Genomic DNA, 24,614 nt, shown 5'->3' with positions numbered 1-24,614 from the left:
TCGAGTACCTCCGCGCACAAGCGTTGGACTTGGAGGCTTCCTCCGCCTTGATCCATCGCGCACGCAAGGAGCTGTAGATGCCCGCCCGTTCTCTTCCGCTCCGCGTGCGCGGAGCGGACCCCGTGGTGCCGTGCGGGTCGTGCCGGTCAGAACGAGGCGATGACGGAGCCCGCGTACTTGTCCTCGATGAACTTCTTCACCTCGGGCGAGGTGAGGAGTTCGGCGAGCTTCTTGACGCGCGGGTCGTCCTCGTTGCCCTCCTTGACGACGAGGAGGTTCACGTTCGGGTTGTTCTCGGCGGACTCCAGGGCGATGGCGTCCTCGGCCGGCTTGAGGTCGGCCTCCAGGGCGTAGTTGCCGTTGATGACGGCCGCGTCGACGTCGTCCAGGGAGCGCGGGGTCTGGGCCGCCTCCAGCTCCTTGAACTTCAGGTTCTTCGGGTTCTCGGTGATGTCCGCGGTGGTGGCCGCGGTGCCGACGCCGTCCTTGAGGGTGATGAGCCCGTTGGCGGCGAGCAGCTGGAGGGCGCGGGCCTCGGTGACGGTGTCGTTGGGGACGGCGACGGTCGCGCCGTTCTTCAGGCCGTCGGCCTTCTCGGTCTTCTTCGAGTACAGGCCGAGCGGCTCCAGGTGCACCGAGGCGACGGACTTCAGGTGGGTGCCGTTCTTCTTGTTGAAGTCCTCGAGGTAGGGCTCGGTCTGGAAGTAGTTGGCCCCCACCGAACCGTCCTCGGTGGCCGTGTTCGGCGTGACGTAGTCGGTGAACTCCTTGACCTCCAGGTCGAGGCCGGCCTTGTCGGCGAGGTTGTCCTTGACGTAGGTGAGGACCTCGGCGTGCGGGACGGGCGTCGCGGCGACGACCAGCGGTCCGGAGGTGTCGGAGGCGGCTTCCTTGTCCGAGCCGCAGGCGGTGAGCCCGAGGGTGAGGGCTCCGGCGGCGAGGACGGCGGTGGTGATCTTGGCGGTGTTACGCACGAAAAGTGCCTTTCCTTGGGTGGTGCGGCCCCGTGTCGGGTGTGACGGGGAGTCTTCGGGGGTTACGCGACCTTGCCGATGTCGGCCGCGGCGGGCTCCTCGGCCTTCAGGAGCCGGAGCCGGGGCGAGGGACCGGAGCGGCCGCCGCGGCGGTGCAGGGCGCGGGCCGCGTAGTCGCCGGCGAACTGGATGAGCGAGATGGCCACGGCGAGGACCGCGACGGTGATCCACATCAGGCCGGTCTCGAAGCGCTGGTAGCCGTAGCGGACGGCGAGGTCGCCGAGTCCGCCGCCGCCGACGGTGCCGGCCATGGCCGAGTAGCCGATGAGGGCGATGACCGTGGTGGTGGTGCTGGCGATCAGCGAGGGCAGCGCCTCGGGGACGAGGACCTTGCGGACGATCGTCCAGGTGTTGCCGCCCATGGCCTGCACGGCCTCGACGAGCCCGTGGTCCACTTCGCGTACGGCGGTCTCGACGAGGCGGGCGAAGAACGGGATGCCGCCGATGGCGAGCGGCACGATCGCGGCCTCGCTGCCGATGGTGGTGCCGGTGACCCAGCGGGTGAAGTCCATCAGGGCGACCATGAGGATGATGAACGGCAGCGAGCGGCCGATGTTCACGATCTGCCCGATGACCTTGTTCACCAGGGTGTTCTGCAGCAGTCCGCCCTTGTCGGTGAGGACGAGCAGGACGCCCAGCGGGAGGCCGCCGACGACGGCGATCAGGGTGGACCAGCCGACCATGACCAGCGTCTCGGTACAGGCCTGTTCGAGCAGCGGCTGCATCTCGGACCAGGTCACTTGGCCCCCTCCTTCACCAGCGCGGACTGTTCCCGGTTCACGACGTCGATCTGCAGGCCCTGTTCGCGCAGGAAACCGACGGGTACGACGTTGTCCTCGTAGCGGCCGGGCAGTTCGATGCGCATCCGGCCGACCTGGAGGCCGCCGACGGTGTCGATGGCCGCGCCGAGGATCGATATGTCGATGTTGTAGGTACGGGAGAGCTGGGAGATGACCGGCTGGGTCGCGCTCTCGCCGTGGAAGGTGACGTCGAGGACCGTGCGGTCGTCGCCGGAGGCCTCGCCGCCGACCGGGAACAGCGCGGCGGCCAGTTCGGAGCCGGGGGTGGCGAGGAGTCCGGTGACCGTGCCGGACTCGACGACGCGGCCGTTCTCCATGAGGGCGGCCGAGTCGCAGATCGACTTCACGACGTCCATCTCGTGGGTGATGAGCAGGACGGTGAGGCCGAGCCGGCGGTTCAGGTCGCGCAGGAGGTGCAGGATCGAGCGGGTGGTCTCCGGGTCGAGGGCGCTGGTGGCCTCGTCGGAGAGCAGCACCTTGGGGTCGCCGGTGAGGGCGCGGGCGATGCCGACGCGCTGCTTCTGGCCGCCGGAGAGCTGGGCGGGGTAGGCCTTGGCCTTGTCGGCGAGGCCGACCAGGTCGAGCAGTTCCATCGCCTTGCGGGAACGTTCCTTCCCCGACTTCCCGAGGATTTCCAGCGGCAGTTCGACGTTGTCCTGCACGGTGCGCGAGGACAGCAGGTTGAAGTGCTGGAAGACCATGCCGATGCGGCTGCGCGCCTGCCGCAGCTCCCGGCCGGCCCGGGGTCCGCGGCCGGCGAGCGCGGTGAGGTCCCGGCCGTCCACGGTCACGGTGCCCGAGGTGGGGCGTTCGAGCAGGTTGACGCAGCGGATGAGGGAGGACTTGCCGGCGCCGGACTGGCCGATGACGCCGTAGACCTCGCCTTCGCGGACGTGCAGGTCGACGCCGTCGAGGGCGGTGACCTCGCGGCCGCGTGAGCGGTAGACCTTGGTGAGGCCCGAGGTGGTGATCACGTGGGTATCCGTCACTGTCGAGTGCGCGGCACGTCGTGGGCGCCGGGCACGAGGCATTCAGGGTCGAAAGCAGCGGGCGGCACGGCTCTCGCGGGCGTGGCGAAAGGAGTCCGTGGAGAAACGTGCGCGCGGGGCGGGGCTCAGCCGCGCATGCGGGGCATGGGGACGGACATGAGCCGGCTCTCGCTTCGGGGCGCGAGGCTCAGATGGTGCGGGGGCCCTCTAGCAAGCGCGCATTCGGCACCGACACATACAACGAGCACCGGGCGTCAGGTGCGCCTCGGTCGCAGGGATGCGGTCGCTCGTCGTGGTCATGCGATCAGTAAAGCAGACGTTCGCTCCTGACCGGACACGGCTGTCCGCATTCTGGACAGCCGTGGACAGCGGTGCGCGCACGTCAGGGACGTACGGAGATCTCCACTCCCCCGTCCGTGACCAGTGCGGACAGGGCCGAGAGGTCCTCGACGACGAGGTCGGCGGTCAGTTCGTGGGCCCGGTGGGTTGTGGCCAAGGCCACGGTGGTCATGCCGGCGGCACGGCCGGCCTGGAGGCCGGCGGGAGCGTCCTCGAAGACGACGCAGTGCGCGGGGTCGACGCCGAGGGTGCGGGCGGCGAGGAGATAGGGCTCGGGGTCGGGCTTGCCACGGGTGATGTCGTCGGCGGCGATCAGGGTCTTGGGCAGGATGCCGACGGCTTCGAGGCGGGCCTCGGCGAGGCGCCGGGTGGCGGAGGTGACGACGGCCCAGCGCTCGGCGGGCAGCGCGGCGAGGAAGTCCTCGGTCCCGGGCAGCAGGCGCACACCACCGTTGGGTACGTCCTCCACCTCCAGGTCCTCGATCCGCGCGACGGCCTCCGGCACGACGTGGGCGGGCAGCAGGTCGGCGGCTATCTCGGCGGCCGGCCGCCCGTGCAGCTCGACCCGCCCGAACTCCTCGGCCGTGATCCCGTACTCGACGGCCCACCGCGTCCAGCAGCGGTTCACGGAGTCGAGGGACGAGACGAGGGTTCCGTCGTTGTCGAACAGCAGGGCCTGCGCGTGGATGGTCATGCCATCGACCCTACGGGGTCGCCCCGGCGGGCCCGGACGCTCCCGGGGGCGGGCGCGGTGGGGGAATTCCGGCGTAATAAAGTCACTGACATGCTTGATGTCCTGACGGTGGTGACCGGCGTCGCCGCGCTGTTGCTCGGCGCCTGGTGCGGGTGGGCCGCCTACCGTGACCAGCCGACGAAGGACTGGCACTTCATCGGGATGGCCGTGGTCACGCTGCTGGCGCTGGTCCAGCTGGCCGTCGGGATCGTGCAACTGGCCCGGGGCGAGAAGCCGGAGCAGGGCACGACGGTCTTCGTGGCGTATCTGCTCGGCGCGTTCGCGTGCGTCCCGGCGGCCGGCTTCATGTCGCTGGGCGAGCGCTCCCGCTGGGGTTCGCTGACGGTCGCCGCGAGCGGTGTCGTACTCGCCGTGCTCGAGGTGCGCCTCTATGACATCTGGGGAGGCTGAGATGGCCGCGACGCAGGAGAAGCCGACCAGGACACGGCTGATCGGCGGTCCCGGACTGCTGCTGGTGTGGCTGTACGGGGTGATGGTCGTCGGCGCGGTGTCGCGCTCCGCGTACCAGATCGCCACCGAGTTCGACCGGGCGCCGCTCGCCTACGCGCTGTCGGCGGCGGCCGGCGTGGTCTACGGCTTCATCACCTACACCCTGGTGCGCGGCGGGGAGGCGGCCCGCAGGGCGGCGCTGGTGTGCTGCGCCGCCGAGCTCGTGGGCGTACTGACCGTGGGGACCTGGACGCTGCTGGAGCCGTCCGCGTTCCCCGACGCCACCGTGTGGTCGGACTACGGGATGGGGTACCTCTTCATCCCCGTGCTGCTGCCCCTCACGGCCGTGTACTGGCTGCGCAGGGCGCGGCCCGCGTCCTGATCAGGCGGTCGTCGCGTAGGCCTGCGCCTGCTTCTCCAGGACGATCATCGGTACGCCGTCGGCGCCCTGGGAGGTGCCCACCCGCTGGTAACCGACCTTGCTGTACAGGCTCAGGTTGCTCTCGCTGCGGTGCCCGGCGTGCAGGCGGAACGTCCTGGCGCCGCGTTCGTCGGCGAGGGCGGACTCCGCGGCCCGGAGGAGGCGCGCGCCGATGCCGTGTCCCTGGAGGCGGGGGTGGACGCAGAGCTTGCCGATCGCGGCGGCGCCGTCCTCGGTGATCCTGCCGTGCACCGAGCCGACGATCTCGTCACCGAGGCGGGCGACGAAGACGCAGTCGGCGGCGACCTCCTCGCGCACCGAGTCGAGAGTCTGGACGAGGGGGTCGATGCGGTAGTTGCCGTAGAGCGCCGCCTCGCTCTGGAAGCACAGGTACTGCAGCCTGAAGATCTGCTCCGCGTCCTGCCCGGCCGCCGCAGAGATGGTCACGCTCATGCCCATGTGCGCATGCCTCCCGCTCACCTGATCACCTGTCGTCCCTCACTCCTATCCCCGTCCTCAGCGCGCCGCAACCTCCCGTGTGAGCAAACGACGCAGACATCCCAGGCATCTGGAACGTTCCGGACCGATACCGCCCTGTGAGATACCCAACTCCCCCGCGATCTCCCGGTATGTCGGGTCGCGCGGGGACAGCAGCGCTTCCATCAGCTCCGGGCAGCGGCCGGGCAGCCGTCGTACGGCGTCCCGCAGGGCGCGGCGGCGGGCGGCGGCTAGTGCGAGCCCTTCGGGGTCGTGGTGGCCGGTGCCGGCGGGATCGCCGGTCAACGCCGTTTCCCGGCGGGCCCTGCGGCGGATGCGGCGAGCCTCCGTACGGACGGCCCGGCGGAGCCAGCCCGGGGGGTCGGGCGGCGGACCGCAGGCGTCGAGGCGCTCCAGGAGGCGGAGCCACACCGCCTGTTCCAGATCGCCCGGTTCGGTCCCGGAGCCGAGCGTCTCGGCGGCGGCCTCCGCGGTGAGCAGCGGACGCAGGGAGACGACCAGCTCGTGCACCGGGACCGGCTCGTGTGTCATACGGGCGACGACTCGGCCGCCCCGGGCAGGGTTGCCCGGAGCGGCCCGAACTCACCCCTGACGGGGCGAAGCAGGTCGGTTGTTGACGAAGTCCTCGCGGGCCAGCAGGCCGGTGTCCGGGTGGTCGGTGAAGACGCCGTCGATGCCGGTGGCGAAGTACGCCCGGTAGGCGCCGAAGACGTCGCCGTAGGCGTCGGGGTCGGTGCCCTTGCGGAAGTCGGCGGGCAGGAAGGGGTTCTCGTTGCGCAGGGTGTAGGGGTGCAGGATCAGTCCCGCCCGGTGCGCGTCGCGGACCAGGGTCGTCGGCTCGGTGAGCCGGCCGGCCGCGTCGCGCGGGATGACCAGGTCGAGGGTGGGGCCGATGCCCTGGGCGTAGCCGGCGATCTCGCGCAGGCCCCTGCGGGTGACGAGGTCGGCGACGGTGCGCGGGTCACCCGTCTCGACGAAGTCCCAGGGGCGGGTGGTGGCGCCGGAGAGGAGGACGACGAGGGGGTTGTCGACCAGCTTGTTCAGGCGCTCGATGCTGGTCGGCTCGAAGGACTGGAGGATGACCGGTGCGTTCTTGTCGTCCTTGCCGTGCCGGCGCAGCAGCTTGGCGACCCGCTCCTCCAGGCCCAGTCCCAGCTTGCGGAAGTAGGTGGGGTGCTTGAGCTCGGGGTAGATCCAGACCTGCTCGCCGCGCTTGCGGGTCTGCTCGTCCTGCCAGCGCAGCACCTCCTCGAAGGTGGGGATCTCCCAGCGGCCGTCGTAGAGGGTGTTGTGCGGGCGGTTGGCGGGGATGCGCTCCACGGCGCGCAGCCGCTTCAGCTCGGCGAGGGTGAAGTCCTCGGTGAACCAGCCGGTGACCGGGACGCCGTCCAGCGTCTTGGTGGTCCGGCGGCCGGCGAACTCGGGGTGGTCGGCGACGTCCGTGGTGCCGCCGATCTCCGGCTCGTGCCGGCAGACGAGGTGGCCGTCCCTGGTGGGGACGAGGTCGCCGGCCTCGACGATGTCCGCGCCCATGTCGAGGGCGAGCTGGTAGGCGCCGAGGGTGTGCTCGGGCCGGTAGCCGCTGGCCCCGCGGTGGCCGATGACCGTCGGCACGGGCAGGCTCTTCAGCCCCCGGCCGCCGCCGTGCCGCGCGTCGGCGGCTCTCGCGGTGCCGCCCAGCCCCAGGACCGTTCCACCCGCGCCGAGCACCGCCGCGCCGAGGAGGGCCCGCCGTCCGGTTCCGCCCGCCTGTTCGTTCGACTCCCGCGTTCCCATGAGGACCTCTCCTGCTGTCGGCTCGTCCGGTGCGGGGCGATCGTAGGTGCGCGCGGATGACGCACGGGAGACCCCGGGCCGAACACACGGGTGATGTTGTGTGGCGCACGCCCCTCATACGGATGACGTACGCCCGTCGTATTCCGTCGGAGATGTGACGGCTCGTCCGATTGGGCCGGACGGACGGGGGCACGCGTGCGGTGTGCGGGTCCGGACGGCTTCCGGCACAGCGTGACCGCCGTGTTGCGGGCGGGCCACCGCGGGTGAACCCGGGTCAAGAGTGAGTAAGACCTCGGTGAACTCCGCCGAGCCCGGTGTGCGCAACCCCCCGGGCCGCGAGTAATGTCCTCACCTGCACAGACTCGTACGGCATGAACCGACGTCCGTTTCCCACCGGAGGGCCCGTTGTCCCGCTTCGCGCTCATCAAGGCAGTGCTCGGTCCGATCATGCGCCTGATGTTCCGCCCACAGGTGGAGGGCGCGGAGAACATCCCGGGCGACGGTCCCGTCATCCTGGCCGGCAACCACCTGACGTTCATCGACTCGATGATCCTGCCGCTCGTCTGCGACCGTCAGGTCGTCTTCATCGGCAAGGACGAGTACGTCACCGGCAAGGGCCTCAAGGGCCGGCTGATGGCGTGGTTCTTCACCGGCGTCGGCATGATCCCGGTCGACCGCGACGGCGGCCGGGGCGGGGTGGCGGCGCTGATGACCGGGCGCCGGGTGCTGGAGGAGGGCAGGATCTTCGGCATCTACCCGGAGGGCACCCGCTCCCCCGACGGCCGTCTCTACCGGGGCCGCACCGGCATCGCCCGGCTCACCCTGATGACCGGCGCGCCCGTGGTGCCGTTCGCCATGATCGGCACGGACAAGCTCCAGCCGGGCGGCGCGGGCCTGCCCCGGCCGGGCAAGGTGACGGTCCGCTTCGGTGAGGCGATGGAGTTCTCCCGTTACGACGGCATGGGCCGTGACCGGTACGTGCTGCGCGCGGTCACCGACTCGGTGATGACCGAGGTGATGCGGCTGTCCGGGCAGGAGTACGTGGACATGTACGCCAGCAAGGCGAAGGCCGCGTAGCGCTGGGCGCCGGCCTGGGGCCGCATTTCGGGCGCGGGACCGTTGCGGCTTGCCGCGCCCACGCGGCGGAGCCGCATGCTGAAGCAGCCCCGCGCCCCTGGAGGCGGGCCGTTCAGCCGTTGGTCAGCCGTTCTCCAGGCGCTGGTCCCGGAGCATGAACCATGCTGCCGCCGCTGCCGCCAGCAGGACTGCTGCTCCTGTGCCTGCCGCCAGGGCGAGGCCGTCGACGAAGGACTGGCGGGCCGCGTCCAGCATCGGACCGGCGACGCCGGCGGGCAGGTGGGACGCCGCTTCCACCGCGCCGCCCAGCGACTCGTGCGCCTCGGCCGGGGTGCCGGCCGGGCCGGTGAAGCCGCGGTAGACACCGGTGACGATGGAGCCGAGCACGGCGATGCCGAGGGCCGCGCCGAGTTCGTACGCCGTCTCGGAGACGGCGGAGGCCGCGCCCGCCTGTTCCTTGGGCACGCTGGAGAGGATCACGTCGGCGGTCACCGTGAAGGAGAAGCCGGCGCCCAGGCCGACCACCAGCAGCGCCGCCCCGAGCAGGGGGTAGCCGGTGGACTGCCCGATCACCGTCAGCGCGGCCAGGGCGAGACCGATGGCCGCCAGTCCCCCGGCGACGACCGAGCGCACCGACCAGCGCCGGGCGGCCCGGCCGGCGACCAGTCCGGCCGCCACCGCGCCGATCGCGGCGGGCAGTTCGGCGAGGCCCGCCTCGAACGGGCGCCTGCCCTGCACGAGTTGCAGGTACTGCGAGAGGAAGAAGACCAGCCCGGACAGGCCGAGGACGGTCAGCAGATCGGCGAGCACGGCTCCGCTGAACCCGCGGTGGCGGAACAGCCGCATATCCAGCAGCGGGACGGGGAGGGTGAGCTGACGGCGCACGAAGCCGTACAGGGCGCCCGCGCCCAGCAGCCCGGCGGCCGGGGCGGACCAGGTGAAGCCGTGGCTCGCGGTCTCCTTCACCGCGTACACGACGCCGACCATGCCGACCAGGGACAGGACGACGCCGACCAGGTCCCAGGGGCCGGGCGCCGGGGTGCGGGACTCGGGGAGCAGCTTGGCGCCGACGGCCACCAGGACGGCCATCACGGGCAGGTTGATCAGGAAGACCGAGCCCCACCAGAAGTGCTCGAGGAGGAAGCCGCCGAGGACCGGCCCGACGGCGGTGCCCGCGGAGGCGGTCGCGCCCCAGATGCCGATGGCGAGGCTGCGTTCGCGCGGGTCGTGGAAGAGGTTGCGGATCAGGGCGAGGGTGGCCGGCATCAGGGTGGCGCCGGCGACACCGAGCAGGGCGCGCGCGAGGATCAGCACCTCGGGCGTGTGCGCGTAGGCGTTGAGCACGGATATCGCGCCGAACGCGGTGGCGCCCCAGAGCAGGAGCCGCTTGCGGCCGACGCGGTCGCCGAGGCTGCCCATGGAGACGAGCAGGCCGGCGATCACGAACGAGTAGACGTCGCCGATCCACAGCAGCTGGGTGCCGGTGGGGGCGAGGTCCTCGCTGATGTACGGGGTGGCCAGGCCGAGGACGGTCGCGTCGACGGCCACCAGCAGCACGGCGAGCACCAGGACGGAGAGGGCGAGCCACCGGCCCGGCCGCTTCACCGTCCCGGTCGTGGTCTCCGGCCGCAGGGCGCTGGTCATGATTCCTTCCTCCGCTCCGGGCCGTCCGGGCGTCGTACGCCGCCGAGCAGCAGCTCGACGATCATGTGGGTGAAGTCCTTGGGGGCGACCCGGCCCTCGGCCACCGCCCAGGCGGCGGAGGCGAGCAGTCCGTAGAGCGCCTCGGTGAGCCAGGCCGGGGTGAGGTCGATGCGGAACTCTCCGCTCGCCTGGCCGCGCCGGAACAGCGCGGCGACGCGCTCGTCGATCGCGGCCCAGCCCTCGTTCTGCTCCTCGCCCTCGAACAGCTGGTTCTCGGTGTAGAGGAAGGCGAGCAGCGGGGCGTGCGGTTCGATCCCGGCGACCAGACGGCGCACGGCGTCGGCGGCGGGCCCCTCGTCGGGCCGGGCCGCCTCCAGGGCGGCCTCGCACTCCGCGATCCCGAGCGCCTCCAGCGCCTGGACCAGCGCGTCCCGCCCGGCGAAGTGCCGGTGCAGCGTGGCGCGGCTGATTCCGGCGGCCTTGGCGACCTCGTCCATGGTCGCGGTGGATTTACGGGTCAGCAGGGCGGCGGCGCTGCGCAGCACATGGTCACGATCGACAGCCATGAGACAACCATACCTCAAATGAGACATGAATATCTCATCCAAGGCGTACGGGTCTCACGGCTGTCGCGTGACGAACGGTTGATCGGTCAGTGCCAGGGCAGCTGTCCGCGCCGCTCCCAGTAGGCCCCCGGCTCCTCGACCAGGGCGGCCAGGCGGGACAGCTGGTCGTCGGTGAGGTCGACGGCGGCGGCGTGCAGGTTGGAGGCGAGCTGGGCGGTGGTGGCCGCACCGGAGAGGACCACGCCGGCCCACGGCTGCCGCAGGACCACCGCGAGGGCGACGGCGTCGGGGCCCAGCCCGGCCTCCTCGGCGACGGCCCGCAGCACCTCCGGGGCGTGCGCGGCGGCGAGCCGGCCGTTGGCCATGCCCTCCTTGACGATCACGGTGAGCCCGGCGTCATGGGCCTCGGCGAGCGCGGGCCCGGCGGAGGTCTCCAGGGCGTTGTACGTCGACTGGACGGTACGGAAGAGGGGTTCGCCGTCGACCGTGACGGCGAGGGCGGCGCGGATGGCGTCGGCCTGGGCCGGGCCGCTGGTGGAGAAGCCGACGGTGAGGCCCCGGCCGGCCGCCTCCGCGAGCCGGCCGTGCAGCTCCTTGTCGGTGAGGGCGGGGCTCTCGGGGGTCACCGAATGGATCTGGTAGAGGTCGAGCCGGTCCCCGAGCAGCGCCTCGGTCTCGGCGCGCTGACGCTCGTACGCCGCGAGGGAGTGGTCCTTGACCTCGTGCCGCTCGGCGTCGGTGGACCAGTCGGCGGTGTAGGTGTAGCCCCATTTGCTGCCGATGACGACGTCGTCGACGTCGGTCCTCCTCTTCAGCCAGTCGGCGAGGAACTCCTCGGAGCGGCCGTAGGAGCGGGCGGCGTCGAAGTAGCGGACGCCCTGGGCGTAGGCGGCGTCGAGGAGTTCGTGCGTGCGGGTGCGCAGCGTCTCGACGCTGCGGTTGTCTCCCAGGTCGTCGTCGCGGCCGAGGTTGATGTAGCCGGGGCGGCCGATGGCGGCGAGGCCGAGGCCGAGGTGGCAGGTGGGGGTCGTCGCTGTTGCCAGTCGGGCGAAGGGCATCGCGGGCTCCGTCGGTCGGGTCCGGTACGGTTCCCGACCAACGTAACCCGCGATGACCTTGGCTTCGCCCGGGAGCTCGGGTCCTGCGGTCGTTTCGCGGGCGCGGGCGCGTGGTGGCTCGTCGCGCCCGCGCGGCGGAGCCGCACACCGGTACGGCCCCGCGCCCCTTTACGCCTGCTTCTTCGCCGTCGCCCACTCGTGCTGGGCCGCCACGTCCGCCTTCACTTCCGCCAGCTGGACCGCGACCGCGCTCGGGGCCGTGCCGCCCCTGCCGTCGCGGGAGGCGAGGGCGCCCGGGACGTTCAGGACCGACCGCACCTCGGGGGTGAGGTGGGCGGAGATCTTCGTGAACTGTTCGTCGGTCAGTTCGTCCAGTTCCTTGTTCTCGGACTCGGCGACCTTGACGCACTCGCCGGCCACCTCGTGCGCGACGCGGAACGGCACGCCCTGCTTGACCAGCCACTCGGCGATGTCGGTGGCGAGGGAGAAGCCGGCCGGGGCCAGTTCCTCCATGCGCTCGCGGTGCACGGTGAGGGTGGCCAGCATGCCGGTGAAGGCCGGGAGCAGGACCTCCAGCTGGTCGATGGAGTCGAAGACCGGCTCCTTGTCCTCCTGGAGGTCGCGGTTGTAGGCGAGCGGGAGGGCCTTGAGGGTGGCCATCAGGCCGGTGAGGTTGCCGATCAGGCGGCCGGACTTGCCGCGCGCCAGCTCGGCGATGTCCGGGTTCTTCTTCTGCGGCATGATCGACGAGCCGGTGGAGAACGCGTCGTGCAGCGTCACGAAGGAGAACTCCTTCGTGTTCCAGATGATGATCTCCTCGGCGATCCGGGAGACGTTCACGCCGATCATCGCGGTGATGAAGGCGAACTCGGCGACGAAGTCCCGGGAGGCGGTGCCGTCGATGGAGTTGGCGGCGCTGCCGTGCTCGAAGCCGAGGTCCGCGGCGACCGCCTCCGGGTCCAGGCCGAGGGAGGACCCGGCCAGCGCGCCCGAGCCGTACGGCGACACGGCCGTGCGCGCGTCCCACTGGCGCAGCCGCTCGGCGTCCCGGGACAGCGCCTGGACGTGGGCGAGGACGTGGTGGGCGAAGAGCACCGGCTGGGCGTGCTGGAGGTGGGTGCGGCCGGGCATCGCCACGTCCGGGTGGGCCTCGGCGAGGCCGATGAGCGCGTCCTGGAGGTCGGCGATCAGACCGCCGACGGTGCGGGCGTGGTCCCGCAGGTACATGCGGAAGAGGGTGGCCACCTGGTCGTTGCGGGACCGCCCGGCGCGCAGCTTGCCGCCGAGGTCGGGGCCGAGGCGCTCCAGCAGGCCGCGCTCGAGGGCGGTGTGGACGTCCTCGTCGGCGATGGTGCCGGTGAAGGAGCCGTCGGCGACGTCCGCTTCGAGCCGGTCGAGCCCGGCGAGCATGCGGGTCAGCTCGTCCTCGGTGAGCAGGCCCGCCGTGTGCAGCACGCGGGCGTGGGCACGCGAGCCCGCGATGTCGTAGGGCGCGAGCCGCCAGTCGAAGTGGACGGACGCGGACAGCTTCGCCAGGGCCTCGGCGGGACCGTCGGCGAAACGGCCGCCCCAGAGCCGTACGTCACCGCTGTTGCTGCTCACTTGCGTTGCTCCTCGAGGGTTCCGGATGTGCCGTCGCCTCCCCACCCTGGAGTGAGGAGGCGACGGTCGGGCTGGTGCTTGTGAGGGGTCGTCAGCCGGTCACGCGAGGTCGCGCTTGGCCGCGATCTTCGACGACAGGCTGTAGATGTCGATGAAGCCCTTGGCCGCCGCCTGGTCGAAGGTGTCGCCCGTGTCGTACGTGGCCAGGTTGAAGTCGTACAGCGACGACTCGGAGCGCCGGCCGGTGACGACGGCGCGGCCGCCGTGCAGGGTCATCCGGATGTCGCCGTTGACGTGCTGGTTGGCCTCGGTGATGAAGCCGTCCAGGGCGCGCTTGAGCGGGGAGAACCACTGGCCGTCGTAGACCAGTTCGCCCCAGCGCTGCTCGACCTGCCGCTTGTAGCGGGCGAGCTCGCGCTCGACGGTGACGTTCTCCAGCTCCTGGTGGGCGGTGATCAGGGCGATCGCGCCGGGGGCCTCGTAGACCTCGCGGGACTTGATGCCGACGAGGCGGTCCTCGACCATGTCGATCCGGCCGATGCCCTGGGCGCCGGCGCGCTCGTTGAGCTGCTGGATCGCCTGGAGGACGGTGACGGGCCTGCCGTCGATGGCGACGGGGACGCCCTCCTTGAAGGTGATGACCACCTCGTCGGCCTCACGCGGCAGGGCGGGGTTCTGCGTGTACTCGTAGACGTCCTCGATCGGCGCGTTCCAGATGTCCTCGAGGAAGCCGGTCTCGACGGCGCGCCCGAAGACGTTCTGGTCGATGGAGTACGGCGACTTCTTGGTGGTCGCGATCGGCAGGCCCTTGGTCTCGCAGAAGGCGATGGCCTTGTCACGGGTCATGGCGTAGTCGCGGACCGGGGCGATGCACTTCAGGTCGGGGGCGAGGGCGACGATGCCGGCCTCGAAGCGGACCTGGTCGTTGCCCTTGCCGGTGCAGCCGTGGGCGACCGTGGTGGCGCCGTGCTTCTGCGCGGCGGCGACGAGGTGCTTGACGATCGTCGGCCGGGACAGCGCGGAGACCAGCGGGTAGCGGTCCATGTAGAGGGCGTTGGCCTTGATCGCCGGGAGGCAGTACTCCTCGGCGAACTCGTCCTTGGCGTCCGCGACCTCGGCCTCGACGGCACCGCAGGCGAGGGCGCGCTTGCGGATGACGTCCAGGTCCTCGCCACCCTGGCCGACGTCGACCGCAACGGCGATGACCTCGGCGCCCGTCTCCTCGGCGATCCAGCCGATGGCGACGGAGGTGTCCAGACCGCCTGAGTAGGCGAGTACGACGCGCTCGGTCACGGGTTTCTCCTCACAGTGCATTCGCTGACATGCATGAGTATGCAGTAGTCCGCATGAATCGTCAATCCGGCCGTCGATCCGGGGCCGGATTGAACATCGGAAACCGCTTTCGCGTACTTGTCGCCGGACGCAGGCGCCGCGTCGGACCGATCGAGACACCACGACAGACACCCGTGACACCCCGACCCGAGTGAGGCATCCGCATGTCCAGGGCCCTTCCGAAGTACAACAAGCGCCGCGTCGGCTTCATCGGCGGTACGGCCGCGCTGGCGCTGTCCGGCGCGGTGATCGCCGGCTCCGCCCTCGCCGGCGAGTCGTCCGGGGACGGCGGCGACGCGAACGCCCGGACACTGGCGGGACCGGGCACGATCTCCTGCCCCGACGTGGCCCCGCGGCTCCCCGCGATCCCCGCCTCCGCGCAGGCCGAGGTCGAGCGCAACCTCGGCGACCTCGACAAGCAGATCGCCGAAGCCGACAAACGACTCGCCGACACCGTCGGACAAGGCGGACCCGACTTCGTCCGGAACGCCATCCTCGGCCCCCTGAAGGACAAGCGCGTCGCCGCCATCAACCGCATCGCCACCGCCATCGGCCGCACCGCCGAACGCCCCTCCGGACTCGACGCGCTCGCCCCGTGCTCGCTCGACGCGGAGGGCTCGGCCGGGCAGGACGACGCGGGCGCGGGCGCCGGCGAGGAAGCCACGACACCGCCCGCCGAGGACGGCGGTCAGGACACCGGTCAGGGCGCCGGGGAGGACACCGGCCAGGCCGGGAACACCGGCGTCGGCACGATCTCCTGCCCCGACGTGGCCCCGCGGCTCCCCGCGATCCCCGCCTCCGCGCAGGCCGAGGTCGAGCGCAACCTCGGCGACCTCGACAAGCAGATCGCCGAAGCCGACAAACGACTCGCCGACACCGTCGGACAAGGCGGACCCGACTTCGTCCGGAACGCCATCCTCGGCCCCCTGAAGGACAAGCGCGTCGCCGCCATCAACCGCATCGCCACCGCCATCGGCCGCACCGCCGAACGCCCCTCCGGGCTGGACTCCCTGGCCGCCTGCACGCTCACCAAGTGAGGTGACAGGCGCCGTGGCCGCCCCGTACCAGCGCCGGCCGGGGCGGCCACGGTTTCCCCGGACGTCCGCCCGCCGGGCAATTCCTTAGACAGGCGAAGGACCTGGTCCCATAATCGGTGGACATGGGAAAGACCTATGAGCGCATAGACGGCCGCCTCCGCACCTTCATCGAGGAACAGCCGGTCTTCTTCACCGCCACCGCCCCGCTGTCCGCCGACGGCACGGTCAACCTCTCGCCCAAGGGACTCAAGGGCTCCTTCGCGGTCCTCGACGAGCTCACCGTCGCCTATCTCGACTTCGCCGGCTCCAACGCCGAGACCATCGCCCATCTGCGGGAGAACGGCCGGATCACCCTGATGTGGTGCGCGTTCCAGGGGCCGCCGAACATCGTGCGCGTGCACGGCCGCGGCGAGCCCGTCTTCCGGGACGACCCCCGCTTCGGGGAGCTGCTCACCCGTTTCCCGGACATCGACCCCTCGCTCCACGGCCTGCGCGCCATCGTCGTCGTGACGGCCGAACTGGTCCGGGACACCTGCGGATACGCGGTGCCCTTCATGGCGTACGAGAGCGAACGGGACCTGCACGGGAAGCGGTTCGCGCGGGAGGACGACGCCTCGCTCGACGCGTACTTCACCAAGAAGGAGTACATCGCGACCAGCCTGGACGGACTCCCCGGGCTGCCGTTGCCGCTGCCCCCCTCCACCGGCTGAGCCATGCGCCCAGGTGTCGCCCCGCCGCCGTACCGCGTCTCCCCGCTCCTGCCCGGCGCCGGCCGTCCGGCCGCACCGCTGCCGGGCCGGACGGCGGACACCGGGAGGGGGCGCACGGCGGTCACTCGCCGCCGAGCCGCGGATCTCCTCTGAACACTCCCGCGTGACGGCACGTATCTGTGGGCCAAGGGTCAAGTCCCCACGGAGGAACCGTGACCACCACGCTCGCCGGCGGCCGTGCCGCCCGTCGCCAGACGATGCGCCGCATCCGTCCGCGCCGCTCCCCCGCCGTACCCCTGCTGCTCGCCGTGGGTGCGGGCGCGGTGGCCGTGCTGTGGTTGTGGTGGACCAGCACACCGTCCATCGCGGACACCACCGGGAAGATCGTCGCCGCGGGCCGGATCACCGGCCTGCTCGCCGGCTATCTGATGGCCCTGGTGGTGCTCCAGATGGCGCGGGTGCCCGCGCTGGAGCGCCGGGTGGGTTCGGACCGGGTCGCCCGCTGGCACGCGATGAGCGGCCGCTACACCGTCAGCCTGGTCGTCGCGCACGTCTTCCTCATCATGTGGGGCTACGCCCGCCAGGCGGGCAAGGGCCTCGGCGACATCGTGCAGCAGACGACCACCTCCATCAACACGCTGCCCGACATGGGCAAGGCGGCCATCGGCACCGGCCTGCTGTTCGTGATCGCCTTCCTCTCCATCGGCCCGGTCCGGCGCCGGCTGCCGTACGACGGCTGGTACCACGTGCACCTGCTGACCTACGCGGCCGTCTTCCTGACGTTCTGGCACCAGATCACCACCGGCAACGAGTTCGCCGTCGAGCCGACCGCGAAGACCTTCTGGTACGGGCTCTACGGCGTCGTGACCGCGCTGGTCCTGTGGTACCGGATCATCACCCCGGTGCGGCTGAACACGCGGCACCGGATGCGGGTCGAGGCGGTCGTCGAGGAGACGCCGGGCATCGTGTCCGTGCTGATCGGCGGGCGAAGGCTGCACCGGATGGGGGCGGAGGCCGGGCAGTTCTTCCGCTGGCGGTTCCTGGCGCCCGGGATGCGCTTCAGCTCCCACCCGTACTCGCTGTCGGCGGCGCCCCGCCCCGACATGCTGCGGATCACGGTGAAGGCGATCGGCGACCACAGCTCCCGGCTGCGCGAGCTGGAGCCCGGCACGCGGGTGTGGGCGGAGGGTCCCTACGGGGCGCTGACCGCGCAGCGCCGCAGCCGCGGCAAGGTGCTGCTGGTCGCGGGCGGGGTGGGGATCACCCCGATGCGGGCGCTGTTCGAGACGCTGCCCGGCGCCTCCGGTGACATCACGCTGCTGTACCGGGCGAACAGCACGCAGGACCTGGCGCTGTGGGGCGAGCTGGCCAGGATCGCCGACGAGCGGGGCGCCCGGCTGATGTACGCGGTGAACAGCCCCGACGGGGAACGCCCCGACATCTCGGCGGAGAGCCTGCAACGGAAGATCCCGGACGTCGACCGCCACGACGTGTTCCTGTGCGGTCCGCCCGGGTTCGCGCAGTCGGTGTACGACGCACTGCGCGAGGCGGGAGTCCCCGCCCGGCGCATCCATCACGAGTCGTTCGAGATTTGAACCCTCCCCAGTTAGAGCAGGGGATTCCTGGCTCAAGCAGCTCATCCGCTCAGCGAACGAAAGAGTCTGACGCTCTCAGCACCAGCCGGGACGGAACCTGCCCGGTTGCCCGTCAAGACAAAGGAGTTGCGTGTGCTTGGTTCTCGCACCGCACGACAGTCGTCCTACCCGGACCTGCGGACGGTCTGTTGCCTTCTGGGCGAAATCGCGCGCCTCGACCTGCTCCCCCGGCGTCCGCATCACCCCCAGGCTGAAGCCCAGGGCTTCCTCGGAGGTTCCAAGTGAAGAAGAGTCACCCCGTCCGGCGTGTCGTGCTCGCGACCGCCGCCACCGTGTCCGGCATCGTGCTGCTGCTGTCGCTCAAACCGGCGTCCGATCCCGGCTCGGCCGCCGCGGCCGGCGGCGCGGCCCCTCCCGCTGCGGCCCAGTCGCCGCAGGGCGGCGTCCAGCCCATCGGGAACGGCACCGTCACCGGTGACGCCGCGCGGACCCAGTACGGCGCGGTGCAGGTCCGGCTGACGGTGAGCGGCGGGAAGATCACCAAGGCCGAGGCGGTGCAGGCCCCCAAGGGCGGGCAGAGCGACCAGATCACCTCCCGGTCCGTCCCCAGGCTCAACCGGGCGGCCGTCGCGGCGCAGAGCGCGGAGATCGACGCGGTGTCGGGGGCGACCTACACGAGTTCCGGCTACCGGAAGTCGCTGCAGTCGGCGCTGGACAAGGCGCGGGCGGCGGGGCCCGCGGAGTCCTCCGGACCGGGGAACGCCGGGAACGGCGGGAACGCCGGGAGTGCGCAGGCGCGGACCGTCACCGGGGACGTGGCGCAGACGCAGTACGGGCCGGTACAGGTGCGGATCACCGTCAGCGGCGGGAAGATCACCAAGGCCGAGGCGGTGCAGACGCCCGAGGGCGGACGGAGCGACCAGATCACCTCCGACGCCGTGCCGAAGCTCAACCGGGCGGCGGTGGCGGCCGGCGACGCGGAGATCGACGCGGTGTCGGGGGCCACGTACACGAGCGCGGGGTACGAGCAGTCGCTCCAGTCGGCGCTGGACAAGGCCGGTGGCTGACACGGTGGCCGGGTCGGCTGAGGCTCCCGCCGCGGTGCGTCACGCGGAGGAGACGATGGGGACCGTCTTCTCCCTCGACGTCCGCGGCGGGGAACCCGCTGTGGTGCGCGCGGCGCTGGAGGAGGCCGTCGCGGGGCTGCACCGGGTCGACGAGGTGTTCAGCACGTACCGCGACGACAGCCAGCTCTCCCGGCTGGCGCGGGGGGAGCTGGGCGTCGGGGAGTGCGATGCCGAGGTCGCCGAGGTGCTGGAGCTGGCCGCGGAGGCGGAGCGGGTGAGCGACGGCTGGTTCAGTCCGCGCTACCGGGGGCGGCTCGATCCGACGGGCATCGTCAAGGGCTGGGCCACCGAGCGGGCGGCGCGGCGGCTCGCGGCGGCGGGGGCGACGGGGGTGAGCGTCAACGGGGGCGGTGACGTGCAGGTGCTGGGGGCGCCGGGGGCGGGGCGGCCGTGGCGGGTGGGTGTGTCGGACCCGTTGCGTCCGGGCGGTCTCGCCGCCGTCGTCTCCGCGGCCGGCGCGGGCGAACTGGCGGTGGCGACGTCCGGTACCGCGGAACGGGGGGATCACATCGCCGATCCCCGGACGGGGCGGCCGGCGGTGACCGATCTGGTCGCCGTGACGGTCGTCGCGCCTCGGCTGACGTGGGCGGACTGCTGGGCCACGGCGGCGTTCGCGATGGGGTCGCGGGAGGGGTTGCGGTGGCTGGAGTCCTTGCCGGACGTCGAGGGGCTGCTGATCACCGCGGGTGACGAGGTGCGGTGCACCGGGGGGCTGGCGGGGTGGCTGGGGTGAGCGGCGCCCCTGGGTGAGCGGTGCTGCGGCTGAGGTACCGGTGTGGCACTCACCCGCGTTCGCGGGTGCCGCTGCGCCCACCCGTGCCGCCCCAGCGGCACGACTGCCCGCAGCTGGGGGACGCTCGGCGGGCGGTGCAGCAGCTCCCTCAGGGGCGCGGGGAACTGCGCGACCGGCCACGACGCACCCGCAGTCGGCAGAGCACCGCCCCGGCCCCTTCAGTGGCCGTTCTGGGCCAGGCGCAGCAAGTGGTCGGCCAGCGCCTGGCCCCCCGTCGGCTCCCGGCTGATCAGCAGCAGCGTGTCGTCGCCGGCGATCGTGCCGAGGATGTCGTGCAGTTCCGCCTGGTCGATCGCCGAGGCCAGGAACTGTGCGGCACCGGGCGGGGTGCGCAGGACCACCAGGTTCGCGGAGGCCTCCGCGGAGATCAGCAGCTCCTGGGAGAGCCGCCGCATCCGCTCCTCCTTCGCGGACTCCCCCAGCGGCGCCCGGGGGGTGCGGAACCCCCCCTCGCTCGGCACCGCGTAGATCAGGTCGCCGTCGGTGTTGCGGATCTTCACCGCGTTCAGCTCGTCCAGATCCCGGGAGAGCGTCGCCTGGGTGACGCTCAGCCCGTCGTCGGCGAGCAGCTTCGCCAGCTGGCTCTGCGACCGCACCGGCTGCCGGTTGAGGATGTCCACGATCCGGCGGTGGCGTGCGGTGCGCGTCTGCGGCACGGCAGGCCCGGCGTGCTGGCCCTGGTCCTGCTCCTGGCTCATCGTCGTCTCATTCTCCGGATCGTCCTTCCCCGCCCGCCGTGCCGGCCTGGTCCAGGATGCCGGGCAGCGCCCCGAGGAAGGCGTCCACCGCGTCGTCCCCGAGGTTCAGCGGCGGCATCAGCCGTACGACATCGGGGGCGGGCGCGTTCACGAGGAATCCGGCGTCCTGAGCCGCCTGTTGCACCTGGGGCGCGAGCGGCTCGGTGAGCACGATACCCAGGAGGAGGCCCGCACCCCGGACATGGTCGATCAAGGCGTGGCCGGATCCCTCGATCCCGTCGCGGAGTTTCTCGCCCTGCCGCTTGACGTTCTCCAGCAGTCCCTCGTTCTCGATCGTGTCGAGAACGGCGAGTCCGGCGGCGCAGGCGACGGGGTTGCCGCCGAAGGTCGTGCCGTGGTGGCCGGGCCCCAGCAGGTCGGCGGCGCGGCCGAAGGCGACGGTGGCGCCCAGCGGCAGGCCGCCGCCGAGCTGCTTGGCCAGGGTGACGACGTCCGGCAGGACGCCCTCGTGGGCCTGGTACTCGAACCAGTTGCCGGTGCGGCCGATGCCGGTCTGCACCTCGTCCAGCACGAGCAGCGCGCCCTTGGCCGCGGTGATGGCGCGGGCCGCCTTCAGGTAGCCGGGGGGCGGGACGACCACGCCGTGTTCGCCCTGGACGGGTTCGATGACGACCAGGGCCGTCTGCTCGGTGACCGCGGCGTCCAGCGCCTGCGCGTCGCCGAAGGGCACGTGGGTGACGTCGGCGGGCAGCGGCTGGAACGGCTCCCGCTTGCCGGGCTGCCCGGTGAGCGCGAGGGCGCCCATCGTACGGCCGTGGAAGCCGCCCTCGGTGGCGACGACGTGGGTCCGTCCGGTGAGCCGGCCGATCTTGAAGGCGGCCTCGTTGGCCTCGGCGCCGGAGTTGCAGAAGAAGACCCTGCCGTCCCGGCCGAAGAGCTGGAGCAGCCGTTCGGCGAGGGCGACGGTCGGCTCGGCCATGAAGAAGTTGGAGATGTGGCCCAGGGAGCCGATCTGGCGGCTCACGGCCTCGACGATCGCCGGGTGGGCGTGGCCGAGGGCGTTGGTCGCGATGCCGCCGACGAAGTCGAGGTACTCCGTGCCCTCGGCGTCCCAGACCTTCGGGCCCTCGCCGCGTACGAGGGGCAGGCGCGGCGTGCCGTAGTTGTTCATCAGCGCGCCCTGCCACCGTGCGGTCAGTTCTGCGTTGCTCACGACTCCCCCTGTTCGTCGGGCACGACCATCGTGCCGATGCCCTCGTCCGTGAAGATCTCCAGCAGGATCGAGTGCTGGACCCGGCCGTCGATGACGCGGGCGGTGGTCACGCCGTTGCGTACGGCGTGCAGACAGCCCTCCATCTTCGGCACCATGCCGGAGGACAGCTCCGGCAGGAGTTTCTCGAGCTGGGACGCGGTGAGGCGGCTGATCACCTCGTCGGAGTTCGGCCAGTCCTCGTAGAGGCCCTCGACGTCGGTGAGGACCATGAGAGTCTCGGCGCCGAGCGCCGCAGCGAGTGCCGCAGCCGCCGTATCAGCATTGACGTTGTAGACATGTCCGTCGTCCTGGGAGCGGGCGATCGACGAGACGACCGGGATGCGGCCGTCGGCGAGCAGGGCCTCGATCGCGCCCGTGTCGATCGCGGTGATCTCGCCGACCCGCCCGATGTCGACGAGCTCGCCGTCGATCTCGGGCCGGTGCCTGGTGGCGGTGAGGGTGTGCGCGTCCTCGCCGGTGAGGCCGACGGCGAACGGGCCGTGCCGGTTGAGCAGTCCGACCAGTTCCCGCTGCACCTGTCCGGCGAGCACCATGCGTACGACGTCCATGGCCTCCTCGGTGGTGACGCGCAGGCCGGCCTTGAACTCGCTGACGATGCCGTGCCGGTCGAGCGCGCGGCTGATCTGCGGGCCGCCGCCGTGCACGACGACGGGCTTGAGGCCGGCGTGCCGCAGGAAGACGACGTCCTGGGCGAAGGCTGCCTTGAGGTCCTCGTCGACCATGGCGTTGCCGCCGAACTTGATGACGACCGTCTTTCCGTGGTGGCGGGTCAGCCAGGGCAGCGCCTCGATGAGGATCTGGGCCTTGGGCAGCGCGGTGTGCTTACGCGTGGTGCTCATGACGAGTAGGCGCTGTTCTCGTGGACGTAGTCGGCGGTGAGGTCGTTGGTCCAGATGACGGCTCCGGCGTCACCGGCGGCGAGGTCGGCGACGATGTGCACCTCGCGGTAGCGCATGTCGACCTTGTCGCGGTCCTCGCCGACGCCGCCGTTCTTGCAGACCCAGACGCCGTTGATGGCGACGTTGAGCTCGTCGGGCTCGAAGGCGGCCTTCGTGGTGCCGATGGCGGAGAGGACACGGCCCCAGTTGGGGTCCTCGCCGTGGACGGCGCACTTGAGGAGGTTGTTGCGGGCGATGGAGCGGCCCACCTCGACGGCGTCGTCCTCGGTCGCGGCGTTGATCACCTCGACCTTGATGTCCTTGCTGGCGCCCTCGGCGTCGCGGATGAGCTGCTGGCCGAGGTCGTCGCAGACGGTCCGTACCGCCTCGGCGAACTCGGCGTACTCGGGGGTCGCCCCGGTGGCACCGGAGGCGAGCAGCAGCACGGTGTCGTTGGTGGACATGCAGCCGTCGGAGTCGACCCGGTCGAAGGTGACCCGGGTCGCGTCCCGCAGGGCCCTGTCGAGCACCTCGGCGTCGAGGTCGGCGTCGGTGGTGAGGACGACGAGCATGGTGGCGAGGCCGGGGGCGAGCATGCCGGCGCCCTTGGCCATGCCGCCGACGGTCCAGCCGTCCTTGGTGACGACGGACGTCTTGTGGACGGTGTCGGTGGTCTTGATGGCGATGGCGGCCTTCTCACCGCCGTGTTCGGACAGCTGGGCGGCGGCGGTCTCGACGCCGGGGAGCAGCTTGTCCATGGGGAGCAGGACGCCGATGAGTCCCGTCGAGCAGACGGCGATCTCGCCCGCGCCGGTGCCGAGCACCTCGGCGGCCTTCTCGGCGGTGGCGTGGGTGTCCTGGAAGCCCTTCGGTCCCGTACAGGCGTTGGCGCCGCCGGAGTTGAGGACGACGGCGGACAGCTGCCCGCTCTTCAGCACCTGCTCGGACCAGAGGACGGGTGCCGCCTTGACGCGGTTGGAGGTGAAGACGCCGGCGGCGGCGCGGCGGGGGCCGTTGTTGACCACGAGGGCCAGGTCGGGGTTGCCGTTCTCCTTGATCCCGGCGGCGATGCCCGCCGCCGTGAATCCCTTCGCTGCCGTCACACTCACGGCGCAACTCCGATCGTCGTCAGCCCGGTGGCCTCGTCGAGCCCCAGGGCGATGTTCATGCTCTGGACGGCACCGCCCGCGGTGCCCTTGGTCAGGTTGTCGATGGCGCTGATCGCGATGATCCTGCCCGCGGCGGCGTCGTACGCGACCTGCACCTGAACGGCGTTGGAACCGTGGACGGACGCGGTCGCCGGCCACTGCCCCTCGGGGAGCAGACGGACGAAGGGCTCGTCGGCGAAGGCCTTCTCGTAGGCGGCGCGCACGGACTCGGCGGTGACGCCGGGCTTCGCCTTCGCGGTGCAGGTGGCGAGGATGCCGCGGGGCATCGGCGCGAGGGTCGGCGTGAAGGAGACCACGACCCGCTCGCCGGCCGCCGCACTGAGGTTCTGGATCATCTCGGGGGTGTGCCGGTGCCCGCCGCCCACGCCGTACGGCGACATGGAGCCCATGACCTCGCTGCCCAGCAGGTGCGGCTTGGGCGCCTTGCCCGCGCCGGAGGTGCCGGAGGCGGCGACGACCACCACTTCGGGCTCGGCGAGACCGGCGGTGTACGCCGGGAAGAGGGCGAGGGAGACGGCGGTGGGGTAGCAACCGGGCACCGCGACGCGCTTGGACCCCTCCAGCGCGGCGCGGGCACCCGGAAGTTCGGGCAGGCCGTAGGGCCAGGTGCCGGCGTGCGGGGAGCCGTAGAACGTCTCCCAGTCGGCGGCGTCCTTCAGCCGGAAGTCGGCGCCCATGTCGATCACGAGCACCTCCTCGCCGAGCTGCTCGGCGACGGCGGCGGACTGGCCGTGCGGCAGCGCGAGGAACACGACGTCGTGCCCGGCGAGCGCCTCGGGCGTGGTCGGCTCCAGTACGCGGTCGGCGAGCGGCAGCAGGTGCGGCTGGAGCGCGCCCAGCCGCTGGCCGGCGTTGGAGTTTCCGGTCAGGGCACCGATCTCGATCCCGGGGTGTGTCAGGAGCAGACGCAGCAGCTCACCGCCCGCGTACCCGCTCGCTCCGGCCACCGCCGCACGTACCGCCATGGAAAACCCTCCTCCTGGATGGCATGACTATACGTTTCCATGCACGTTTA

At 71.6% G+C, this 24,614-nt stretch carries 25 protein-coding genes; 8 read left to right on the top strand and 17 right to left on the bottom strand.

The annotated features are described in order from the left end of the window. Positions 1-146: 146 nt before the first annotated feature. The 4 genes from AB0A94_RS26495 to AB0A94_RS26480 form a co-directional block, all read right to left on the bottom strand. A complete protein-coding gene (locus AB0A94_RS26495) occupies positions 147-974 on the bottom strand; it encodes a MetQ/NlpA family ABC transporter substrate-binding protein (RefSeq protein ID WP_361748254.1) in 828 nt (275 codons plus the stop codon). 62 nt (positions 975-1,036) lie between these two features. Continuing rightward, positions 1,037-1,774: a methionine ABC transporter permease gene (locus AB0A94_RS26490; protein WP_361748252.1), complete on the bottom strand. Its 738-nt coding sequence runs from the start codon at positions 1,772-1,774 to the stop codon at positions 1,037-1,039. Further along, positions 1,771-2,808 (bottom strand): ATP-binding cassette domain-containing protein, encoded by a 1,038-nt coding sequence (locus AB0A94_RS26485; protein WP_361748250.1) that lies wholly within the window; start codon positions 2,806-2,808, stop codon positions 1,771-1,773. Before AB0A94_RS26485 ends, AB0A94_RS26490 begins: the two co-directional genes overlap by 4 nt. A gap of 397 nt (positions 2,809-3,205) precedes the next feature. Then, a complete protein-coding gene (locus tag AB0A94_RS26480; protein WP_361748248.1) occupies positions 3,206-3,856 on the bottom strand; it encodes an HAD family hydrolase in 651 nt (216 codons plus the stop codon). A gap of 90 nt (positions 3,857-3,946) precedes the next feature. On the opposite strand from AB0A94_RS26480, the gene AB0A94_RS26475 reads away from it, so the two are divergent. Then, entirely contained in the window at positions 3,947-4,306 is a 360-nt protein-coding gene (locus tag AB0A94_RS26475; RefSeq protein WP_361748246.1) for a hypothetical protein, read from the top strand. A gap of 1 nt (position 4,307) precedes the next feature. Further along, a complete protein-coding gene (locus AB0A94_RS26470) occupies positions 4,308-4,727 on the top strand; it encodes a hypothetical protein (protein WP_361748244.1) in 420 nt (139 codons plus the stop codon). Here the strand turns inward: AB0A94_RS26470 and AB0A94_RS26465 are convergent, their stop codons facing one another. From AB0A94_RS26465 to AB0A94_RS26455, 3 genes are read right to left on the bottom strand one after another with little or no spacing between them, the layout of a single operon-like run. Beyond that, the gene (locus tag AB0A94_RS26465; RefSeq protein WP_030867559.1) at positions 4,728-5,225 is read right to left on the bottom strand and encodes a GNAT family N-acetyltransferase; all 498 of its coding nucleotides are present in this window, start codon (positions 5,223-5,225) and stop codon (positions 4,728-4,730) included. Between the two features lie 57 nt (positions 5,226-5,282). Then, a complete protein-coding gene (locus tag AB0A94_RS26460; protein WP_361748242.1) occupies positions 5,283-5,795 on the bottom strand; it encodes a sigma-70 family RNA polymerase sigma factor in 513 nt (170 codons plus the stop codon). 51 nt (positions 5,796-5,846) lie between these two features. Next, positions 5,847-7,040 (bottom strand): glycerophosphodiester phosphodiesterase, encoded by a 1,194-nt coding sequence (locus AB0A94_RS26455; RefSeq protein ID WP_361748240.1) that lies wholly within the window; start codon positions 7,038-7,040, stop codon positions 5,847-5,849. 405 nt (positions 7,041-7,445) lie between these two features. Here AB0A94_RS26455 and AB0A94_RS26450 point away from each other — a divergent pair, with 405 nt between their 5' ends. Beyond that, complete coding sequence (locus AB0A94_RS26450; RefSeq protein WP_030832332.1) at positions 7,446-8,117, top strand: lysophospholipid acyltransferase family protein; 672 nt, start codon at positions 7,446-7,448, stop codon at positions 8,115-8,117. 123 nt (positions 8,118-8,240) lie between these two features. On the opposite strand, the gene AB0A94_RS26445 is transcribed toward AB0A94_RS26450, so the two are convergent. The 5 genes from AB0A94_RS26445 to AB0A94_RS26425 all read right to left on the bottom strand — a co-directional run bounded on the left by AB0A94_RS26445 (position 8,241) and on the right by AB0A94_RS26425 (position 14,280). Further along, positions 8,241-9,761 carry an MFS transporter gene (locus AB0A94_RS26445; protein WP_361748238.1) on the bottom strand — a complete coding sequence of 507 codons (1,521 nt, stop codon included), beginning with the start codon at positions 9,759-9,761 and terminating at the stop codon, positions 8,241-8,243. Then, positions 9,758-10,327 (bottom strand): TetR/AcrR family transcriptional regulator, encoded by a 570-nt coding sequence (locus tag AB0A94_RS26440; RefSeq protein ID WP_361748236.1) that lies wholly within the window; start codon positions 10,325-10,327, stop codon positions 9,758-9,760. Before AB0A94_RS26440 ends, AB0A94_RS26445 begins: the two co-directional genes overlap by 4 nt. 86 nt (positions 10,328-10,413) lie before the next feature. Continuing rightward, positions 10,414-11,385, bottom strand: a complete 972-nt coding sequence (locus AB0A94_RS26435; RefSeq protein ID WP_361748234.1) for an aldo/keto reductase — start codon at positions 11,383-11,385, stop codon at positions 10,414-10,416. 168 nt (positions 11,386-11,553) lie between these two features. Next, positions 11,554-12,987, bottom strand: a complete 1,434-nt coding sequence (gene argH / locus AB0A94_RS26430) for an argininosuccinate lyase (RefSeq protein WP_361748232.1) — start codon at positions 12,985-12,987, stop codon at positions 11,554-11,556. Positions 12,988-13,086: 99 nt separating this feature from the next. Next, positions 13,087-14,280, bottom strand: a complete 1,194-nt coding sequence (locus AB0A94_RS26425; RefSeq protein WP_361748230.1) for an argininosuccinate synthase — start codon at positions 14,278-14,280, stop codon at positions 13,087-13,089. Between the two features lie 203 nt (positions 14,281-14,483). Between AB0A94_RS26425 and AB0A94_RS26420 the strand changes: the two genes are divergently transcribed. The 5 genes from AB0A94_RS26420 (at position 14,484) to AB0A94_RS26400 (ending at position 19,521) form a co-directional block, all read left to right on the top strand. Next, on the top strand, positions 14,484-15,356 hold the full coding sequence (locus tag AB0A94_RS26420) for a hypothetical protein (RefSeq protein WP_361748228.1): 873 nt from the start codon (positions 14,484-14,486) through the stop codon (positions 15,354-15,356). A 122-nt stretch (positions 15,357-15,478) separates the two neighbouring features. Next, positions 15,479-16,066, top strand: a complete 588-nt coding sequence (locus AB0A94_RS26415; protein WP_361748226.1) for a pyridoxamine 5'-phosphate oxidase family protein — start codon at positions 15,479-15,481, stop codon at positions 16,064-16,066. A gap of 212 nt (positions 16,067-16,278) precedes the next feature. Next, positions 16,279-17,661 carry a ferredoxin reductase family protein gene (locus AB0A94_RS26410; protein WP_361748224.1) on the top strand — a complete coding sequence of 461 codons (1,383 nt, stop codon included), beginning with the start codon at positions 16,279-16,281 and terminating at the stop codon, positions 17,659-17,661. Between the two features lie 281 nt (positions 17,662-17,942). Continuing rightward, the gene (locus AB0A94_RS26405; protein ID WP_361748222.1) at positions 17,943-18,728 is read left to right on the top strand and encodes an FMN-binding protein; all 786 of its coding nucleotides are present in this window, start codon (positions 17,943-17,945) and stop codon (positions 18,726-18,728) included. A gap of 55 nt (positions 18,729-18,783) precedes the next feature. After that, positions 18,784-19,521: an FAD:protein FMN transferase gene (locus AB0A94_RS26400; protein WP_361748220.1), complete on the top strand. Its 738-nt coding sequence runs from the start codon at positions 18,784-18,786 to the stop codon at positions 19,519-19,521. Between the two features lie 218 nt (positions 19,522-19,739). On the opposite strand, the gene AB0A94_RS26395 is transcribed toward AB0A94_RS26400, so the two are convergent. From AB0A94_RS26395 to argC, 5 genes are read right to left on the bottom strand one after another with little or no spacing between them, the layout of a single operon-like run. Continuing rightward, positions 19,740-20,279 carry an arginine repressor gene (locus tag AB0A94_RS26395; protein WP_159530854.1) on the bottom strand — a complete coding sequence of 180 codons (540 nt, stop codon included), beginning with the start codon at positions 20,277-20,279 and terminating at the stop codon, positions 19,740-19,742. 7 nt (positions 20,280-20,286) lie between these two features. After that, on the bottom strand, positions 20,287-21,492 hold the full coding sequence (locus AB0A94_RS26390) for an acetylornithine transaminase (protein WP_361748218.1): 1,206 nt from the start codon (positions 21,490-21,492) through the stop codon (positions 20,287-20,289). After that, positions 21,489-22,391: an acetylglutamate kinase gene (argB, locus tag AB0A94_RS26385; RefSeq protein ID WP_361748216.1), complete on the bottom strand. Its 903-nt coding sequence runs from the start codon at positions 22,389-22,391 to the stop codon at positions 21,489-21,491. The genes AB0A94_RS26390 and argB overlap by 4 nt, the downstream gene beginning before the upstream one ends. Further along, positions 22,388-23,539, bottom strand: a complete 1,152-nt coding sequence (gene argJ / locus AB0A94_RS26380) for a bifunctional glutamate N-acetyltransferase/amino-acid acetyltransferase ArgJ (protein ID WP_361748214.1) — start codon at positions 23,537-23,539, stop codon at positions 22,388-22,390. The genes argB and argJ overlap by 4 nt, the downstream gene beginning before the upstream one ends. Continuing rightward, positions 23,536-24,564, bottom strand: coding sequence for an N-acetyl-gamma-glutamyl-phosphate reductase (gene argC / locus AB0A94_RS26375; protein WP_361748212.1), 1,029 nt, complete (start codon positions 24,562-24,564; stop codon positions 23,536-23,538). The genes argJ and argC overlap by 4 nt, the downstream gene beginning before the upstream one ends. Between the last annotated feature and the right edge of the window lie 50 nt (positions 24,565-24,614).

The sequence above is a fragment of the Streptomyces sp. NPDC044984 genome (assembly GCF_040646935.1).
In the GTDB taxonomy this organism is placed as follows: Bacteria; Actinomycetota; Actinomycetes; order Streptomycetales; family Streptomycetaceae; genus Streptomyces.
The sequence above is the reverse complement of the archived record's forward strand: the minus strand, read 5'-3'. Positions and strand labels throughout refer to the sequence as shown.

Coding starts and splice junctions, on each gene's coding strand:
- AB0A94_RS26480 (WP_361748248.1), bottom strand. CDS start 3,856: ATGACCATCCACGCGCAGGCCCTGCTGTTCGACAACGACGGAACCCTC.
- AB0A94_RS26475 (WP_361748246.1), top strand. CDS start 3,947: ATGCTTGATGTCCTGACGGTGGTGACCGGCGTCGCCGCGCTGTTGCTC.
- AB0A94_RS26470 (WP_361748244.1), top strand. CDS start 4,308: ATGGCCGCGACGCAGGAGAAGCCGACCAGGACACGGCTGATCGGCGGT.
- AB0A94_RS26465 (WP_030867559.1), bottom strand. CDS start 5,225: ATGGGCATGAGCGTGACCATCTCTGCGGCGGCCGGGCAGGACGCGGAG.
- AB0A94_RS26460 (WP_361748242.1), bottom strand. CDS start 5,795: ATGACACACGAGCCGGTCCCGGTGCACGAGCTGGTCGTCTCCCTGCGT.
- AB0A94_RS26455 (WP_361748240.1), bottom strand. CDS start 7,040: ATGGGAACGCGGGAGTCGAACGAACAGGCGGGCGGAACCGGACGGCGG.
- AB0A94_RS26445 (WP_361748238.1), bottom strand. CDS start 9,761: ATGACCAGCGCCCTGCGGCCGGAGACCACGACCGGGACGGTGAAGCGG.
- AB0A94_RS26440 (WP_361748236.1), bottom strand. CDS start 10,327: ATGGCTGTCGATCGTGACCATGTGCTGCGCAGCGCCGCCGCCCTGCTG.
- AB0A94_RS26435 (WP_361748234.1), bottom strand. CDS start 11,385: ATGCCCTTCGCCCGACTGGCAACAGCGACGACCCCCACCTGCCACCTC.
- AB0A94_RS26420 (WP_361748228.1), top strand. CDS start 14,484: ATGTCCAGGGCCCTTCCGAAGTACAACAAGCGCCGCGTCGGCTTCATC.
- AB0A94_RS26415 (WP_361748226.1), top strand. CDS start 15,479: ATGGGAAAGACCTATGAGCGCATAGACGGCCGCCTCCGCACCTTCATC.
- AB0A94_RS26400 (WP_361748220.1), top strand. CDS start 18,784: ATGGGGACCGTCTTCTCCCTCGACGTCCGCGGCGGGGAACCCGCTGTG.
- AB0A94_RS26395 (WP_159530854.1), bottom strand. CDS start 20,279: ATGAGCCAGGAGCAGGACCAGGGCCAGCACGCCGGGCCTGCCGTGCCG.
- argB (WP_361748216.1), bottom strand. CDS start 22,391: ATGAGCACCACGCGTAAGCACACCGCGCTGCCCAAGGCCCAGATCCTC.
- argC (WP_361748212.1), bottom strand. CDS start 24,564: ATGGCGGTACGTGCGGCGGTGGCCGGAGCGAGCGGGTACGCGGGCGGT.